This is a genomic window from Amycolatopsis thailandensis (assembly GCF_042723255.1).
GTDB lineage: Bacteria > Actinomycetota > Actinomycetes > Mycobacteriales > Pseudonocardiaceae > Amycolatopsis > Amycolatopsis thailandensis.
Map to the genome: position 1 here is coordinate 26,987 of NZ_JBHXJK010000007.1, position 14,938 is coordinate 41,924.

Here is a 14,938-nt window from a genome sequence, read left to right on the forward strand (position 1 = left end):
TTGCTGGCTCTCGGCCGCGATGCGTTCGGTGATACCCGCTACGGAGTCTGGGCGGGCGTTCCAGCACCGACGTCGATGGCGGGCGCGGGCTCGAAGGGCAAGAACCGCGCCAGCCACCAGCAGGACGGCCACGAGGCACACAGGCAGGGCCGGGTTCATCGCCAGCCCGGTTGCTTTGGGACATCAGGCACGCATCCAGTCGTGGATCACGGGTGGTTGAAGGCTGTGTATGGCGTGGGTGCACAGGAACTCGACGGTCCCGCACCCGCTGGGATGCATAGGTATGGCCTATAGACGGCCTTCCTGGAGGAAGGATTCATGGTTCACGTTGTCCCTCAAGGGAAGTCGTGGCTCGACGGTTCGGTGCCGATGTGCGTTGGGGAGGCGAGACGACCTCGGTCAGCCTTGTTGTGGCTGGGCCAAAACGGGCTTCCCCGCAGGAGGCGTAACAGGGGCATCACTTCCTCGGACAGTCCTGGACTGACGGCTACGGCGCAACGGGACTGCACGGAGTGTGGAGTGGCGTCGGAGTCGAGAACGAGAGCTCCGGCCTCACGGGCGATGACGGCGCCGGCCGCGGTGTCCCAGGTGCGGTTGCCGAGCAGAACGCAGGCGTCGAGGGTGCCGTCGGCGACCCATACCATGTCGAGCGCGGTGGATCCGTACCGGCGAAGTCCCTGTGCGCGTGCGGTAAAGGAGTGGTCCAGTGAGGCTCACAGGACGTCACGTAAACCCGCGTCGGTACCGCTGCCGTAGTCACCGAGACCGATCAAAGCCTTATCCAGCCTATCGGTGCCCGAGGGCGTGATCGGCTCGCCGTCACGAACGGCTCCGCCGCCCTCAGCCGCCGAGTACCGGTGCCCAAGAAACGGCAAGGCGGTGACCCCTAGCACGGTTGTCCGTTGTGGACCAGGCCGAGTGCGATCGCGCAGAGTGGGTTGCCGTGCTGGTGGTTGATCGTGCCGTCAATGGGATCGAGGACCCAGTAGGTGTCGCGATTGCCGATCGGTCCTGTCTCTTCACCAAGGAAACCTGTGTCGGTGTCGTCGGTAGCCAAGTATTGGTGTACGAGCCGCTCGACGGTCTCATCGACATCCGAAACGGGGTCGCGGTCGCCTTTGTAGCGGATCTGACGTGGACGGTGGCCGAGCACGTGCTCTACAGCGAGGTCCATTGCGTTGTGGGCCTTGGAGAGTGCCGACGTGAGATCAAGCTGATGTGCCATGTGATTCCTCAGACTTCGCGTTGTCGGTTCTGCCGCCCGGAGGTGCACTACTTGCTTGAGGAAAAGGAATGCCGGTGTTAGCGGCAGCGATCGTTCTCCCACAACAGCGTGTGAAGTCGGGGAGATAGATACCAGCGGCGCGACAGTACGGGCTCGGCCAGCAGTCGCATCCGTGCCAATACGGTGGAGCTGTCGGTGCCCTCCGGCATGATCCAGACCGGGTGGAGATCGTAGGCGCCGGCCAGTTCTCCGACCTCGTCCAAGTCGTCGATCTCTTGGACGACGAACTTCCAGACGGCCTTCCTGGTGCCGGCGAAGTGGCGCAGCACTGCTGGGCGGATGCGTTGATGTCGGCGCAGCCCCGAATGCGCGAGCTTCGGTGATACGTTGAACTGAGTCACCGCCGCGGTGATCAGGTCCGTGGGCGGGATGGTGCCGGAGGTCTCGATCTCGATATCGGTGGCGAGCGAACTCTCCCGGATCGCACGCAGCAGCCGCTCCAAGACGCGCGGCTGCAGCAACGGCTCGCCGCCGGTGATCACGAGCAGGTCGACCGGAGCGGCGGCGAGCCAGGAGAGGATGTCGTCGATCGAGAGAATCCGCTGCTCGGCGGTGAGGTCGTACCGGTTCGGGTCGTGGGTTTGCGGGGTGTCGCACCACGTGCACGACAGGTGGCAGCCGAACAAGCGGATGAAGTGCGCGTAGCGGCCGGTGCTTGGTCCTTCACCTTGGAAGGTAGGGCCGAAGGTTTCGTTGACCACCAGGTCTCGGTCCGGATCGAGCACAGTGGGTGGCTTCACAGCGCGTCCGCCGGGCCGTAGGCCGCTGTGTTGAGGTGCGTTTCACGGACGAGTACCCGTCCGATCGAGGCGTTGGGAGCGCTGGGCAGCGCGACGAGCACGGCTTGGCTCACTCGCCGCAGCAGCACGGCTACTGCTTCGACAGTCGGCCAGGGCAAGTCGAAGGCCAGCCGTTCCTCGTCGCCGACGGCCTCCCGGTCATCGGCGCCGAAGCGAAAGACTTTGGATCCAGCGGTGTACAGGTGCAGCGCGAGAGGATCCCGGATGCCGAGCATGGTTCCGTGATCAAGATGGGTGTTTATCCACTGCCGGACTCCGGCCTTAAGGGCGCCGAACTCCACGACTGTCCCGTCGCTGCACAGAGCGGGAGCGGACACGGATACCGTGACCTGCCAGGAATGACCGTGCAGGCTGGCGCACTTGCCCGGCAACTGCGGTAGCCGATGCGCGGTTTCGAAGCTGTGCTCGATGCTGATCTGGTGAGCCACCGGCGCGACAGCGGCCACCGCGGATTGCTCGCTCGCGGGGCTGGTCTGCCCGTTTGCGTTCGTGGCGTGCATCGTGAGTGTCGGATCCTTTCCCCGTGAGTGCAGTTCGCTTGTCTCGCCATGTGGAAGATGGCTGTGGTGTGCGGCGGAAGATCGAGGGGCGGGAGGGGTCTTCCGCCGCACACCACGACAGTCAACGACGGATAGTCAGCGTGATCCAGAGCGCCGACGAGGCGTTGATAAGGCGTCGACAGTGCGTCGCTCACCATGACCAGGAAAGCGAGGCGACGGCGAAGGGCATATTCGCTGGCGTGCATTCACCGGGTCGTGTTCTTACGACGGGCGATTCGGGCGAATGAGGTCAGCTGTCGTAACTGAACGAGTACGTCCTATCTCCGACATGTACACGGCCCGGCCGCGGACCTCCTTGCCGCCGGATCGCCGTCAGGGCCTCGGCGAGCAGCTTCTCCAGATCGGCCGCGCTGCGCCGTTCATGCAGCATGTCCAGGTGCGTCCGACGCGGCTTGGGCCGATGGCCCCCGATCGAGTCGACGGCCGTGTCCTTGATCCGTGCGCAGTCCTCGAGCCCATGTCGTCGGCAGCTCCAGCGCGATGGAAGCTCGGCGTCCGCCGCGAAGGGCACGGTGAACACGTGACCGCGCGAGCACTCGAACCGGGCCGTCGACCGAGCTGCGGGCTCAACGCCTTGATCATACTCCGCGCTGGCGCCACCCCAGCGGTAACCGCGCAACACAGCGTGCGGCATCTACCTGGCGCCATTCCGGCGAGCCACGCGCTCAGCGCGACGCCTCGGCGAGTGAGTGAAAGGGCGGCCGCCCCGCCCACGCAGCTGTACGCCGGATTCAAGCAACAGCTGGTGAATGAAGCCGTAGGAGCGGTCAGTCAGCTCGGTCAAATCGCGGATGCTGGACCCGCGCTCGTACATCTTCTTCAGTTCCGAGCACATACGGGATCTCGCGGCCCCGGTGACCTGCTTTCCTTTTGGGACCTTCGAGGCTGATGTCATGCCCGCCTGCTCCCTGCGTGACACACGGTCGTTCTCGATCGCGCTGATCGCCCGTCGCCGAGCGTGGTAAATGCTGATGCGGACGTCCGTTCCCCATGAGAGCGGCTACGGGTGACGACGACCGCAAGACAGGCCATGCTGCCGTATCGCACCTCTAGGGCGAGCGCGTGCATCGAATTCCTTCCCTTCCTGAAATAGTCGCGCGGAGAAATTGCTTCCGCGCATTGGTTCGCGATGTGAACTGGGGAACCGTGGGCTGCCGTTCTGATTTATCGCCGATATAGTTGGAGAGTGCCAGTAGAATGCCTACCGCCGTGAGTTGCCAGAGCGCGCAGGAAGCGATCATGAGGCGTTTGTGCGGCGTTGAGTGCTATACGCTGCGTCGTCGAATGTGGGATAGCGCGATAGATGCGCACGATGCGCTGAAGATATGGCGATCTCTCGACCAGGCTGCTGGAGTGTGGTAGTCCGAACGGGTGCAGCTCGCCGTGCAGGTCCTCGGCCTTGATCAGTAGCCGGTTAGGGTGGCGTGCGACCGGCGAGGCGAGGTGACATTCATGGGCGATCAGCGAGAAGCGTTTGCGAAACGGCGCGAGGCGCTCGGCTTCACCCAGCAGACCTTCGCCGAGCAGCTCAAGGCGGAACTCTCGGCGGTGGGGCGCTGGGAGCGCGGGACGCAGACCCCGCAGGCCTGGAGGCGTCCTCGTATAGCGGAGTTACTTCGTGTATCTCTCGACGAACTCGACGTCCTCCTCAACCCGGCGTCTAACCTTGTTAGGGCAGCCACGTCGAACCGGCGCGAGGTCATGGTGGATGACGCTCTTCTCGCGGAGGGGCCGGCCAGCCACCGTGCTGGCAAGCGCGGCGAGGATTCGCGGCGTAGCCGGCTGGACCCTGCGGGACTGTCGGCGCGGATTGCGGACCTTCACCGGCGATATCAGGCCGCCCGCTATGCCGATGTCGCCCAGCGACTGCCATCGGTCCGGGAAGCTGTCAACGACCTGATCATCGAGATACCAGCGCAGAAGCGACGGGAAGCACGCAGGCTGCAGTGCAGCCTGGAGATCGTCGCGGCCAAGCTGGCGACGAAAAGGGGTGACGGCGAAGCGGGGCTGGCTGCCGCTGAGCTAGCGCGCATGGCGGCTGAAACCGCTGAGGACACCTTCGGTCTTGCTGCGGCGGCGTATCAACGAGCTTGTGCTCTGTTGCGCACGAGCGGCACAGAGGGATCCGAACAGATGAGGGACGCCGAGGAGCTGGCGGTGTCCGCCGCTGCCGCTCTGCGAGATCAGGACGCGGCGAGCACGACCTGGCGGGGCGCGTTGACCCTGATCGGCGCTGTCATCGCTGCGCGCCGCGCTGATCACGCCGAAGCGGACGAACGGCTCGACCACGCTGACGAACTCGCGGTGCGACTCGGCGTTGACGGCAACATCGGGTGGACCGCGTTCGGTCCGTCGAACGTGCTAATTCATCGTACGGCGGTGTCTGTCGCTCTGAACGATCCCCATCGGGCGCTGGCTACAGCGGAGCAGCTGGACATCACTGGGTTGCCGGCCGGCCTGAACGGTCGCCAGGCGCAGTTCCACTTGGACAGCGCGTGGGCGCATACACGGCTCAATGAAGACCCGCAGGCGGTGATCCATCTGCTGGAGACCGAGCGTGTGGCTCCTGAACTGGTTCAGGCCAACTCGAACGCGCGATCGCTGATCACGGAGTTGCTGGCCCGCGAGCGCCGCGTCGAGGTGCCCGCTCTGCGTGGACTCGCGGTGCGAGCAGGGGCCGCGGTGTGACCCCTGCGCAACAGTGTCTCTATCTGGTGGCCTCGGCAGCGCCGCCGGTGCTGCGGCTCGAGGAATTCATTCCCCGGCTGTCGGCCGACGGCTGGACAGTATGCGTGATCGCGACACTGACGGCCGCCTCATGGGTTGACCTCGACGCTCTGGCTGCGGCGACGGGATGTGTGACACGGGTACATCCGCGGCCGCCTCGCCAGAAGGAGAAGTCGCTTCCGCGAGCCGATGCTGTTCTCGCCGCGCCACTGACCTTCAACTCGGTGAACAAGTGGGCTGCAGGTATCAGCGACTCGTTCGCGTTGGGCGTGCTCAACGAGATGCTCGGCACTGAAGCCCCCATCGTCGCGGCTCCGTGCGTCAAACCTGCCCTTCGCAGGCATCCCGCTTACGTGGACAGCGTCGCCCGGCTCGCGAAAGCCGGTGTGACGCTGCTTGACCCGGACACGATCACCACCCGTGCCGAGGACGGCCTGGCCACCTTCGACTGGTCGCACCTTCTTTCCGCCCTTCGCGGCGCAGTCACGTCCGATATGGACAGATGAGGTTGCTCGCTACACGACGTGAAGCAGCGGATCACAGCGTGGGGGCGGCTGGGAGGCGTCCGAGTACGGGCAGCGGGACGAAGTTCTCAGCATGGGTGACGCCGATGCGGCTTCCCCACAGGCGTGCGAGTGTCTCGGCCATCGGTCCGAAGTGATCGGTGATCGGCTGGGAGGCGTGCTTGGCGAGGGCGCGCTGTTTTTGTTCGTGGGTATCGGTGATGTCGATGATGGTGTGCGGGGGAATGGGCCCGTCGAGGGTGAGGCTGTTGTAGGAGTCGGCGGCGTAGACCCGGCGTGGATATCCGGTGGCTATGACGACGTCGGGTAGGGCCGCGACGAGTGTGTCGGCGATCGTGCGGTGTTCGGCGTGCACGTCGCGCAGTGGGTGGGTGATGACGACCTCGGGCCGGACCTCGAGCAGGAGTTCCCGCAGCGTGGCCGCGGCGGGGTGGTCGTACTGGTACAGCGTGGCCCCCAGAGCCGCGGCCCCTGCCGCGGCTTCGGTATCCCGTCCTGGTTCGGTGTGGTGCGGTACGGCGATGGTGACGGCGGCGCTGGAGGCGGAGCAGCGTGCGAGGGTTCCGCCGGCCCAGAGTTCGGCGTCGTCGGGGTGAGCCATCACGGTCAGCACGGACGCTGGCGTGGTGAACGGCACGCTGCTCACCAGAGTCCGAGTTTCTCGATGACGTCGGCTGGTCTGGGTAGTTCGCGCGTGGGATCGCCGGTCGGATGGAGTGGGAGCGTGAGGTCGGCGCGCATCCGGATGAGCTCGCGCCAGGCGAGTACTTGTTCCCAGGTCTCGGTGACCTTGGCCTTCCTGGCGCCGGTCAGTCGTCCGGAGCCGGAGAGCTGGTCGAGGTGCAGCCCGCCTGCCAGCAGCGTGGCCGCTGTGCCCTCACCGATCCCGTGCACGCCGGGGATGTTGTCGGCGGGGTCGCCTTTGAGGGCGCAGAAGTCGGGCCATTGCGCGGGAGTGACGTTGTAGCGTTCGGTGACCTCGGCGGGGCCGATGTGCCGCCGGCCGCGTTTCATGACGGTGTTGAGCGCGCGGACGTGCTCGTCGACGAGTTGGTAGAAGTCGCGGTCGCCGGACATGATCCAGACCCGGCGGCCGGGTTCGCGTGCGCGGGTGGTGGCGACGAGGGTGGCGATGACGTCGTCGGCTTCGGCGGTGTCGATCTCGATCCAGGCGATGCCGTAGCCGGTCAGGGCTTGCTGGACGTGCGGGATCGCGCGCAACGGTTTGAGGGCGGCCTCGTCGATGACGCGGTTGGCTTTGTAGTCGGCGTCGCTGTCCTTGCGGTCGGCGGCGCCGTGCTCGCCGTCGAACACGACGAGAACCTCTGGTGGTTCCGGTAGTTCTTCGCGGATCGCGACGCGGAGCAGGGCGAAGAACCCGAACTCGGCGGTGAGGTCGCGGGTTTTGTCGCGGGAGAGGATCGCGGCGGGGAACCCGAACGCCGCGCGCCAGAGCAAGTTGTGACCGTCTACGAGGAGCAAAGGGACACCAGCAGGCATCACCGCACCGCCTTTACGAATGTCTCGGCGACTGTGGTGGGCAGATAGTCCCGCGAGCGGTAGTACGCAGCCCTGGATAGGTGTGCGTAGCGTACTGGATCTGCGAGTAGTTGTTCGGCGGCGCGCCAGAGGCCGTGCTCACCCCACGATCGGGGGAGGATCGCTCCGCCCGCGTCGCCGCCGGTGCCGACCAAGGCGGGCAGGTTGCCCACGTCGAAGGCGACGACCGGGGTCCCGACGCTCATGGCCTCCAGTGCGACCAGCCCGAAGGTCTCGCGCAGCGAGGGCACGATCACCACCGCCGCCTGCGCGAGCCAGGCCGGCACCCGATCCCAGTCGAGGCCGTCGCCGCAGACGGTGCCGAGGGTGAGGTGCGCCGCCGCGTAGCGGCATTGGTCCAGTTCGGCCGCCTGGCCACCGGCAGTGGTCTCGAACCCTGCCTCTCCGACGATCACTTCGACCGTGCGGTCAACCAGCCGTCCGGCGTCGAGTAAGGCCCGGACGTTCTTCTCCGGCCCGAGCCTGGACAGGACCCGGATCGGGCCGTGCCGTCGCAGAGCCTCGCGTCGCGAGGCGGGTGGTGGTGCCGGGGCGTGCAGCAAGGCGTTGGGCACGACCTGCCAGCCGCTGGTGTCGTAACCGCGACCGCGCGCCTGGGCGAGCACCGTCTGAGACGGCGCGATGACCAGGTCTGCACGGTTCAGGGCGGGCTCGAGGTCCTGGTCGTGCCCGACGACGTGCATCGCCAGTACCGTGCGGGCCCGGCTGACCGGTGCGGCTCTGCCGAGTCCCCACAAGCCGTCGGTGTAGACGGCGACGTCGACCCGGTGTTCGCGGTAGATCTCGCAGAGTTCGGCGGCGAGCAGGGCGTCTTGGCCGTGGGTGGTGATCGCGTCGCGCAGTTCGTTGTCGTCGCAGGGAAAGGTGACGCCTACCGAGGTCACCCGCATCACGGTGTCGTCCGGGGTGTCGATGGGGGCGGCGGTCAGGATGAGGCTGCGGTGGCCGAGCCGGCGCAGGCCGTGGGCGAGAGCGGCGGTGGCGCGTTCGATCCCGGCCGGCGCGTTCGGGGTGTAGGAGGCCAGGACGAACGCGACGGTCAGCGGGGGAGCGCTAGGCATGGCGGAGGGCCTTCTTCGGCGGTGGCAGCGGTGTGGTGTCGTGGTCGGCGGGTGGCTGTTCCCAGGGGAAGACGACCCAGTCGGAGACGGTCCAGATCGAGTAGTCGGGCAGCGTGCTCGCGCCGGTGTTGAGGCACAGGACCGCGGTCAGGAGCTGGGCGCCCGGGCTGAGCAAGGGGGTGAGGTCGTCGTGGACGCGGCGCAGGGTGGCGCCGCTGCCGCAGATGTCGTCCACTACCAGCACACGGCCTTTGAGCCGTTGACCGTTGAGGGTGCGGGTCAGCGGGGTGAGATCGAGGGACACCTCGCCCGTTGCCTGCTGGTAGGCGCCGTCGCTGGTGTTGTGGCGGGCACGGACGATGCGGGCGTTCATCCCCAGGGTGGTGGCGATGAGGTGCGCGGGTGAGATCCCACCGTTGGCAAGACCGATGACACGCTCGATCGATGCGTGATCACGCAGGATCGCGTCCGTCAGGAGCGCTGTGGCGTCGCGGAGAGTCTCTGGTGTCACACGCCAGACCTGGCGGTAATCGAAGTCGCGGTGTGCTGTGGTCATTCGCGGCTCGTTCCTTACAGTGCGGGAGATAGCGCCTCAGCTGGCTGGGAGCTTCGGTCGTGGGTGGTACGGAGCTCTTGCAGGGCTTGAACGAGGTCGTACACAGTGGTCTCGGCGATGCTGGCCATCGCCGACAGCGCGGTGGCGTCGAACTCTTCGACCAGGGCCCGTTCCGCCGCCGGGGACTGCTGGACCCGGATCCGCGCCCATTGCTGGAGAGGCCGCAACCTGGGATCAGTGGTGTGCGCGAGGCCAAGAAGGTCGACGGTGATGCGAGTGCCGTAGTGACCGCTGAACGCCAGGTTGGTCGCGTGGCGCAGTAGCTCGTCCGGTTGCTTTTTCAGCACGGCGCATACTTCGATCAACCGCTCGACGGATATTCGGCGTGTTCCGAGCTCATAGCTGGCGAGCGTTTGCAAGGAAAGGTCATCGTCGCGTGCGTACATCGCGGCTCGCATTTGCTTGCGTGTCCAGCCGCGTTCACGCCGCGCGGACCGCAGGGTATCGCCCAGGGCGCGCGCGAACTGGTCGAGCTGTTCGCTTGTCGGCGTGTTCATGGTCTGCCCTCCGTGATGCGGCGTGTGCTTGCGAGCTGGTCCGATTCGACGTGGTCTGCTGGGCCGTTCACGCTGAGCCGTCCCGTGTGGTCAGTGCGAGATCGCTGGCCGTGCGCAGGGGATAGAGGGAGCTGATGGCGTGTGCGCCCGGCTGGTTGCGCCAGATCTGGCCGTCGGCGCGGATCACTGTGAAGCCTCCGGCGGCTTCGCGAGTACGCAGGCGTACGGGCATGGTCACGGTGCTCAGCTCGGCGAGGAGAGCGAGAGCTTCGTCATCGGTCAGCTGCTCGGTTTCGGCCAGGGCGGCGCCTTCCCCGAGGGGCAGCATCTGCAGGAAGGTCACCCCGGTCACCCCTAGAGTGGCGGCCAGGTCGACCATCGCTCGGACGCTGCCCCGGGCCGTGGAACGCAGGAGCACGGCCTGAATCTGTGTGGGGATGCCGAGGGCGATCGCCGCGCGGATACCGGCGATGGCGTGATCGAAACTGCCTGCACCGCGCCACCGATCGTGGCGTTCCGCATCTGGTCCGTCCAGGCTTACCCGTACGGCGTCCACGCGGGCGGCCAGGGCGTCGGCTCGGCGGGCCAGGTGTGTTCCGTTGGTCGTCACGCTGACGGCGCTGCCGCCTGCGACGAGTACGTCGATCAGTTCGGGCAGGTCGCGCAGCAGCAGCGGTTCACCGCCGGAGATGTCCACACCCAGGATCGCGGACTCAGCGAGCAGGTTCGCGATGCGGTAGCGCTCGGGCCCGGCCAGTTCGGGCACGGCCTTGTCGTCCAGGCAGTACGGGCACGCCAGGTTGCAGCGCACTAGGGGCGACCAGCACACGCTGATCGGCATGCCCGTCTGGACGGCCGCAGGGTGGATTTCCGGCCAGGAAGCGACCTCAGTACTGGACAACCGGACGCGTCCGGAGCCGAGTGCGGCGCCAGCGCGGTGGGTCAGTCCGCTGAGGGGGTCATGGACGACGTACTCGTTGCCGTGCTTGCGCGCCGCGAAGGTGCGCATCGTGGTGGGTATCGCTGGAATTGACGGGGTCATCGCAGTACCTCGCAGGTGTGCAGCAGTTCGGTCATGTCGGACATGAATGCTCGGGAGCGGCCGGAGGGGGCGGGGCACCGCATGAGGTCCCAGTAGCGGGCGAGGGTGGCGGGCCAGCTGGCGAGTTTGTGCTGCCATTGCCGGTCGGCGTCCGGGGGATCGAGGTGGAATCCGACGGCCTGCCGGAGCGGGATGACCAGCAGCCCGGCCGCGATCAGGCACGCGCCGAGGTAGGTGTCTTCCATGCCCCAGCCGATTCGTCCGAACTCGGGGTCGAACCCTCCGACCTCGAGGACGGCGGCGCGGGGAACGGCGGCAAGGGCGGTGACGACCATGCGGGGGAGATCCCAGTCGACGTAGCGTCGGCCGTAGCCGAGGTCAAGAAAGTCGTGGGTGTGATCCAGTGGACGGCCGTCGAGGGGCTTGTCCAGGGTGATGCCGGTGTAGAGCAGCGGTCGGCCGACCGGTGGCCTCCAGACGACGCGGTGGTCCGCCGCGAGGTCCGGGTGCTCGGCCAGCACCCGGCGCCCGCCCTGGTGCAGGTCGTAGGGGAGGTTGTGGCGGAACCCGACGAGCACTGTGGTGTCGGTCGCGCGGGCGGCGATGTCGGTGATCACGTGCGGAGGCAGGACCATGTCACCGTCGAGGTAGAGGACGGTTTGCCCGCGGGCGAGCGCGGTGCCGAGATTGCGTGCGGTGGCCGCGCCGGCGCGTTCGGGGATCCGCAGGACGGTGGTGACGATGGGGTGCACGGCGGCGATGGCGACTGTGGCGTCGGTGCTGGCGTCGTCGACGACGATGACCTCGAACCTGTACCGGTGGTGCTGGCCCTCCAAGGCGTCGAGCACGGCCGGAAGGCAGTAGCCGACGTTGCGGGCCGGGATGACGACCGAGAGGGCGCGTACGGCGGCTAGCGGGAGGCTTGAGGGCGTGGGTTCGTGCCAGCCGATGCCCGACGTCGCTTCCCAGCTTCGGGTACTGCTGGTGTGAAAGTTGTTGCGGTGCAGTAATCCTTCGTGCAGCGTGCTCATGCCCATCCCCAGTCTCGAAGATGCGGCAGTCCGTCATGCCATGCACTCGGATCCGGGATGATCGTGATCTGTCGGAATCGGGCGGTGTGGTCGAACACACGTTGGAGAGCGTGCAGGTACAGCGGCTCGACCAGGATCAGCACATGCCGTGGCGAGGGTGTCTCGGCGAGTTCGGCGTCCAGCTGCGCAGCGACCGTCTGCTCGTGCAGGCGGGTGGCTTCGGCTCGGGTCGTGAGCCGGTGATCGTAGGTGCTGATCAGGGTCTCAGGGCGCAGCAGGCCGTGGGCGCCGGAGATGATGCGAATCCGGGCTCGGAGCGCGGCGTCCGCGGCGAAGTGTTCCCGCGCGCTCGGGATGCACCCGCCTTGATAGAGGTCGAGCGCCGCGACCGGCGCGGCGGTGACGATCTTGCGCCGTGAGCAGCTGAGGATGATCAGCCCGCGGCCGGGTTCGAGGACGCGCCCGTTAGGCGGAAGAGGTGTCATAGTTCGCGCACCACCCGCATGCCGATGCCACGCGAGCGCAATTCAGCGGGGGCGGCGTTGAGGAACGTGCATTGCGCGTACAGCGGCGGCGCCGAGTAGGAACCGCCTCGGATGATGACTCCGTCGCCCATCGCGGTGCTGACGGTCCACTCCCACACGTTCCCCGCGACGTCGAGCATGCCTTCGGGTGTGGCCCCGGCAGGATGCGTGTCGACCGGGGTAACCGTGTCGTGCAGGGAATCGCGCAGGTTCGCGAGCGCCGGTTGCCAGGAGGCGTCGCCCCACGGCCAGCGGCGGCGGACGGACCCGGCGGCCATCCATTCCCATTCCGCGGAGCGAGGCAGCCGGCCGCCCAAGCGACCGGCGATCTGGATCGCTTCGGCGTGGCTGATCTCGGTGACGGGATATCGCCACCCGGAACCAGGTTGATCACTCGGGAGGTGTCCGTAGGCGAGCGGGGTGCGTGTCCACAGCAGGGTCGGGACCTTGACGGGGCGCCCGGCGTCCCCGTACGCGCACACCCCGCCGGTGATCTTGATCCATTCCAGGTGCATGGCTCAGCCGCCGATCAGGAACAGGTCTTCGACATTGGCGTCGTTCCGGATACGGCTCTTGCGCTCGTTGGGGCGGAGCCGAAGTCTCAGCAGCGCGTCGCTGATGGTGCAAAAGGCCGCGTGTGCTTCCTCGCGCGTTGGGGTGAAAGCTGCGTAGTTGTCGGCGAAGCGGACGACCCGAAGCTGCGCCAACTGCTTGTCCACTTGGGACAAACGCAGGTTGATCAGCAGCGGAGCCAGGCCGGATCCTGCCGTGATCGGGCTTGGCATCGCGGCGAGCGCTGTACGCAACCGGGCCAGGAAAGTGCCGTCGTGGATGTGCTCGGCGTGCCAGTCGATGACCTCGTCGATCGTCGCACCTTCGGACACCGACGCGACGTCGAGATCGGCGACGCATCGGAATCCTCCCTGATGATGCGCGACGGCCTGGCGCAACGCGGTGATGCGATTGCGGCGTCGGCGGAACCCCGAGACCCAGTCGTGAAAAGCACTGGCTTCCAGCACCGGCTCGATCGCGTTGCGCAGCGCGCGGTGCACCAGGCGATCCCGCACGGTGGGGATAAAGGTGTGCATCCGTTTGCCGGTATAAGTGGATAACTCCACCTCCCGGACTGGACCGGGCAGCCAGGTGCCCTCGGCGAGTTCGAGGGCCAAATGCGGCAGCAGCACGTCGGCCTCGCCGCGAAGACGCCCCCAGGTCATGCCGTCGGCACCCGGGGAGGAGGCCCGCCGGCCGCACTGGCGCAACGCGCGGCGCAGGCGCGGTTCGGACAGCAGGGGCATCAGCGAGTGCGACTGCGGCAGGGCGGCCGGGGACGCTGGCGCGAGTATGTCCCGGTGCGCTACCGTGCTAAGTGCTTGGGCGGCAGGAACGATCCCGTTGCCACGCTGTACCGGCTCGCTACCCGACACGCGCGAGCCGTGGGACCGGGAACGACGGCCCCGCCCAGGCCCCATCGGTGATCCGAACTCCGCCTCCACCATCGGTGTCATCTCCTCACGCACTGCCGTAGTTGGTGGGGTCGGAGATGCCGTTCCGCTGGAACGCCTCCCTGCGTTCGGTACAGGTCCCGCAGGTCCCGCAATGCGTCGCCCCACCTCGGTAGCACGACCACGTTTTCTCGAACGGCACGCCGAATGCCGCGCCGAGGCGGACGATGTCGGTCTTGCTCTGGGTGATGAACGGGGCGAGGATCTCGAAACTGTCGTCCAGAAGCCCGTCGTTGGCGATACGTGCGGACCTGGAGTACTGCTTGACGAACTCCGGGCGGCAGTCCGGGTAGACGGCGTGGTCTCCCGCATGGGCGCCGAACGCGACTACGTCGGCCTTGCGGACGACGGCCAGCGCGACCGCGATGTCTAGCATGATCGCGTTCCGGTTCGGGACGATCGTCGCCCGCATCGACGCGTCGGTGTAGTGGCCATCGGGCACCGGTACGTCGCCGTCGGTCAGGGCCGAACCTGCCAGCAGCTGGCCGAGCACCGCCAGGTCGACGATCTCGTGTGGACAGTCGAGCAGCCGTGCGATCTCCGCCGCATGTTCGAGTTCGACCCGGTGCCGCTGACCGTAATCGAACGACAGCAGCGTCAGCTTGGTACCGAGCGCAGCGAGCCAGTACGCCAGCACAGTCGAGTCCAGGCCTCCCGAAGCGATCACGATGGCGTGCCGCGGGTGCTGGTCAGGAGGATCGAACGGCATACTCACCACGTCCCGCACGGCGAGGACGTCCAGCGGGCAGCGTCGGCCACCGTGGTCCACGACGGAAGTGTCATGTGCGGCTGTGGTCGTTCAAGCCACCGGACACCGTCAGTCACGTTGTCCGACGCGGGAAGCAGAACAGTGTCGCCGTGTCGTTTCCAACCGACCTGAGTACGCACCAGGTCACCCCACGATGACATGCGCATGGTCGTTCGTGGCTGGGTAAGGAAGATCCAGGAACTGGGGTCACCTGGAACCACGATGACGGGCACGCGCAACATGTGCCGCGTGAGGAAGCCGTTGACCTCCGCGCCGAACCCGGCGCGCATGATGAGCGCGTCGACGGTGGTGCCGAGCTGGAGGTAGACGTCGCCGGAGACGCTGTCGATGGTGGTTGGCCACGCGAATACGTCGCGGTAGTCCCGCACACGCTGGCAGGGTTCCTGCTTGGGCCGCGCGGGTGGAGCGTCAGTGACGGTGGTCATGATTCGTTTCTC

The 14,938-nt window shown here is 66.9% G+C and carries 20 protein-coding genes; 2 read left to right on the top strand and 18 right to left on the bottom strand.

The features are described 5' to 3' along the window. Positions 1 to 335: 335 nt before the first annotated feature. The 6 genes from ACFWMR_RS04400 to ACFWMR_RS04425 all read right to left on the bottom strand — a co-directional run bounded on the left by ACFWMR_RS04400 (position 336) and on the right by ACFWMR_RS04425 (position 3,540). The gene (locus tag ACFWMR_RS04400; protein WP_378376909.1) at positions 336 to 644 is read right to left on the bottom strand and encodes an inositol monophosphatase family protein; all 309 of its coding nucleotides are present in this window, start codon (positions 642 to 644) and stop codon (positions 336 to 338) included. 242 nt (positions 645 to 886) lie between these two features. Further along, the gene (locus tag ACFWMR_RS04405) at positions 887 to 1,225 is read right to left on the bottom strand and encodes an inositol monophosphatase family protein (RefSeq protein ID WP_378376911.1); all 339 of its coding nucleotides are present in this window, start codon (positions 1,223 to 1,225) and stop codon (positions 887 to 889) included. A 77-nt stretch (positions 1,226 to 1,302) separates the two neighbouring features. Beyond that, positions 1,303 to 2,010, bottom strand: a complete 708-nt coding sequence (locus ACFWMR_RS04410; protein WP_378376913.1) for a 7-carboxy-7-deazaguanine synthase QueE — start codon at positions 2,008 to 2,010, stop codon at positions 1,303 to 1,305. Positions 2,011 to 2,021: 11 nt separating this feature from the next. Beyond that, a complete protein-coding gene (locus ACFWMR_RS04415; RefSeq protein WP_378376915.1) occupies positions 2,022 to 2,585 on the bottom strand; it encodes a 6-pyruvoyl trahydropterin synthase family protein in 564 nt (187 codons plus the stop codon). Between the two features lie 289 nt (positions 2,586 to 2,874). Beyond that, complete coding sequence (locus ACFWMR_RS04420) at positions 2,875 to 3,279, bottom strand: RNA polymerase-binding protein RbpA (RefSeq protein ID WP_378376916.1); 405 nt, start codon at positions 3,277 to 3,279, stop codon at positions 2,875 to 2,877. Then, complete coding sequence (locus tag ACFWMR_RS04425; RefSeq protein WP_378376918.1) at positions 3,280 to 3,540, bottom strand: helix-turn-helix domain-containing protein; 261 nt, start codon at positions 3,538 to 3,540, stop codon at positions 3,280 to 3,282. Positions 3,541 to 4,097: 557 nt separating this feature from the next. Between ACFWMR_RS04425 and ACFWMR_RS04430 the strand changes: the two genes are divergently transcribed. Together ACFWMR_RS04430 and ACFWMR_RS04435 are read left to right on the top strand one after the other, a co-directional pair. After that, positions 4,098 to 5,333 (top strand): helix-turn-helix domain-containing protein, encoded by a 1,236-nt coding sequence (locus ACFWMR_RS04430; RefSeq protein WP_378376920.1) that lies wholly within the window; start codon positions 4,098 to 4,100, stop codon positions 5,331 to 5,333. Then, positions 5,330 to 5,878, top strand: a complete 549-nt coding sequence (locus tag ACFWMR_RS04435; protein ID WP_378376922.1) for a flavoprotein — start codon at positions 5,330 to 5,332, stop codon at positions 5,876 to 5,878. Before ACFWMR_RS04430 ends, ACFWMR_RS04435 begins: the two co-directional genes overlap by 4 nt. A 31-nt stretch (positions 5,879 to 5,909) precedes the next feature. Here the strand turns inward: ACFWMR_RS04435 and ACFWMR_RS04440 are convergent, their stop codons facing one another. The 12 genes from ACFWMR_RS04440 to ACFWMR_RS04495 all read right to left on the bottom strand — a co-directional run bounded on the left by ACFWMR_RS04440 (position 5,910) and on the right by ACFWMR_RS04495 (position 14,926). Next, positions 5,910 to 6,542, bottom strand: coding sequence for a PIG-L deacetylase family protein (locus ACFWMR_RS04440; protein ID WP_378376924.1), 633 nt, complete (start codon positions 6,540 to 6,542; stop codon positions 5,910 to 5,912). After that, positions 6,539 to 7,396, bottom strand: coding sequence for a 5'-3' exonuclease (locus ACFWMR_RS04445; RefSeq protein WP_378376926.1), 858 nt, complete (start codon positions 7,394 to 7,396; stop codon positions 6,539 to 6,541). Before ACFWMR_RS04445 ends, ACFWMR_RS04440 begins: the two co-directional genes overlap by 4 nt. Next, positions 7,396 to 8,517: a glycosyltransferase family 4 protein gene (locus ACFWMR_RS04450; protein WP_378376928.1), complete on the bottom strand. Its 1,122-nt coding sequence runs from the start codon at positions 8,515 to 8,517 to the stop codon at positions 7,396 to 7,398. The genes ACFWMR_RS04445 and ACFWMR_RS04450 overlap by 1 nt, the downstream gene beginning before the upstream one ends. Continuing rightward, positions 8,510 to 9,073, bottom strand: coding sequence for a phosphoribosyltransferase (locus ACFWMR_RS04455; protein WP_378376930.1), 564 nt, complete (start codon positions 9,071 to 9,073; stop codon positions 8,510 to 8,512). Before ACFWMR_RS04455 ends, ACFWMR_RS04450 begins: the two co-directional genes overlap by 8 nt. A gap of 14 nt (positions 9,074 to 9,087) precedes the next feature. Continuing rightward, entirely contained in the window at positions 9,088 to 9,630 is a 543-nt protein-coding gene (locus ACFWMR_RS04460; protein WP_378376932.1) for a helix-turn-helix domain-containing protein, read from the bottom strand. Positions 9,631 to 9,697: 67 nt separating this feature from the next. Continuing rightward, the gene (locus ACFWMR_RS04465) at positions 9,698 to 10,639 is read right to left on the bottom strand and encodes a radical SAM protein (protein ID WP_378376934.1); all 942 of its coding nucleotides are present in this window, start codon (positions 10,637 to 10,639) and stop codon (positions 9,698 to 9,700) included. Positions 10,640 to 10,668: 29 nt separating this feature from the next. Then, a complete protein-coding gene (locus ACFWMR_RS04470) occupies positions 10,669 to 11,703 on the bottom strand; it encodes a glycosyltransferase family 2 protein (RefSeq protein ID WP_378376936.1) in 1,035 nt (344 codons plus the stop codon). Beyond that, positions 11,700 to 12,188 carry a DUF6884 domain-containing protein gene (locus ACFWMR_RS04475; protein WP_378376938.1) on the bottom strand — a complete coding sequence of 163 codons (489 nt, stop codon included), beginning with the start codon at positions 12,186 to 12,188 and terminating at the stop codon, positions 11,700 to 11,702. Before ACFWMR_RS04475 ends, ACFWMR_RS04470 begins: the two co-directional genes overlap by 4 nt. Continuing rightward, complete coding sequence (locus tag ACFWMR_RS04480) at positions 12,185 to 12,742, bottom strand: formylglycine-generating enzyme family protein (RefSeq protein ID WP_378376940.1); 558 nt, start codon at positions 12,740 to 12,742, stop codon at positions 12,185 to 12,187. The genes ACFWMR_RS04475 and ACFWMR_RS04480 overlap by 4 nt, the downstream gene beginning before the upstream one ends. Positions 12,743 to 12,745: 3 nt before the next feature. Further along, a complete protein-coding gene (locus ACFWMR_RS04485; protein WP_378376942.1) occupies positions 12,746 to 13,525 on the bottom strand; it encodes a reverse transcriptase domain-containing protein in 780 nt (259 codons plus the stop codon). Positions 13,526 to 13,739: 214 nt separating this feature from the next. Then, the gene (gene queC, locus ACFWMR_RS04490; RefSeq protein ID WP_378376943.1) at positions 13,740 to 14,501 is read right to left on the bottom strand and encodes a 7-cyano-7-deazaguanine synthase QueC; all 762 of its coding nucleotides are present in this window, start codon (positions 14,499 to 14,501) and stop codon (positions 13,740 to 13,742) included. After that, positions 14,444 to 14,926: a hypothetical protein gene (locus ACFWMR_RS04495; RefSeq protein ID WP_378376945.1), complete on the bottom strand. Its 483-nt coding sequence runs from the start codon at positions 14,924 to 14,926 to the stop codon at positions 14,444 to 14,446. The genes queC and ACFWMR_RS04495 overlap by 58 nt, the downstream gene beginning before the upstream one ends. Between the last annotated feature and the right edge of the window lie 12 nt (positions 14,927 to 14,938).

Bases quoted from the DNA above. Each gene is read 5' to 3' on its own strand.
- ACFWMR_RS04400 (WP_378376909.1), bottom strand. From the start codon at position 644: ATGGTATGGGTCGCCGACGGCACCCTCGACGCCTGCGTTCTGCTCGGC.
- ACFWMR_RS04405 (WP_378376911.1), bottom strand. From the start codon at position 1,225: ATGGCACATCAGCTTGATCTCACGTCGGCACTCTCCAAGGCCCACAAC.
- ACFWMR_RS04415 (WP_378376915.1), bottom strand. From the start codon at position 2,585: ATGCACGCCACGAACGCAAACGGGCAGACCAGCCCCGCGAGCGAGCAA.
- ACFWMR_RS04420 (WP_378376916.1), bottom strand. From the start codon at position 3,279: ATGCCGCACGCTGTGTTGCGCGGTTACCGCTGGGGTGGCGCCAGCGCG.
- ACFWMR_RS04425 (WP_378376918.1), bottom strand. From the start codon at position 3,540: ATGACATCAGCCTCGAAGGTCCCAAAAGGAAAGCAGGTCACCGGGGCC.
- ACFWMR_RS04430 (WP_378376920.1), top strand. From the start codon at position 4,098: ATGGGCGATCAGCGAGAAGCGTTTGCGAAACGGCGCGAGGCGCTCGGC.
- ACFWMR_RS04445 (WP_378376926.1), bottom strand. From the start codon at position 7,396: ATGCCTGCTGGTGTCCCTTTGCTCCTCGTAGACGGTCACAACTTGCTC.
- ACFWMR_RS04450 (WP_378376928.1), bottom strand. From the start codon at position 8,517: ATGCCTAGCGCTCCCCCGCTGACCGTCGCGTTCGTCCTGGCCTCCTAC.
- ACFWMR_RS04455 (WP_378376930.1), bottom strand. From the start codon at position 9,073: ATGACCACAGCACACCGCGACTTCGATTACCGCCAGGTCTGGCGTGTG.
- ACFWMR_RS04460 (WP_378376932.1), bottom strand. From the start codon at position 9,630: ATGAACACGCCGACAAGCGAACAGCTCGACCAGTTCGCGCGCGCCCTG.
- ACFWMR_RS04465 (WP_378376934.1), bottom strand. From the start codon at position 10,639: ATGCGCACCTTCGCGGCGCGCAAGCACGGCAACGAGTACGTCGTCCAT.
- ACFWMR_RS04470 (WP_378376936.1), bottom strand. From the start codon at position 11,703: ATGAGCACGCTGCACGAAGGATTACTGCACCGCAACAACTTTCACACC.
- ACFWMR_RS04475 (WP_378376938.1), bottom strand. From the start codon at position 12,188: ATGACACCTCTTCCGCCTAACGGGCGCGTCCTCGAACCCGGCCGCGGG.
- ACFWMR_RS04480 (WP_378376940.1), bottom strand. From the start codon at position 12,742: ATGCACCTGGAATGGATCAAGATCACCGGCGGGGTGTGCGCGTACGGG.
- ACFWMR_RS04485 (WP_378376942.1), bottom strand. From the start codon at position 13,525: ATGCCCCTGCTGTCCGAACCGCGCCTGCGCCGCGCGTTGCGCCAGTGC.
- ACFWMR_RS04495 (WP_378376945.1), bottom strand. From the start codon at position 14,926: ATGACCACCGTCACTGACGCTCCACCCGCGCGGCCCAAGCAGGAACCC.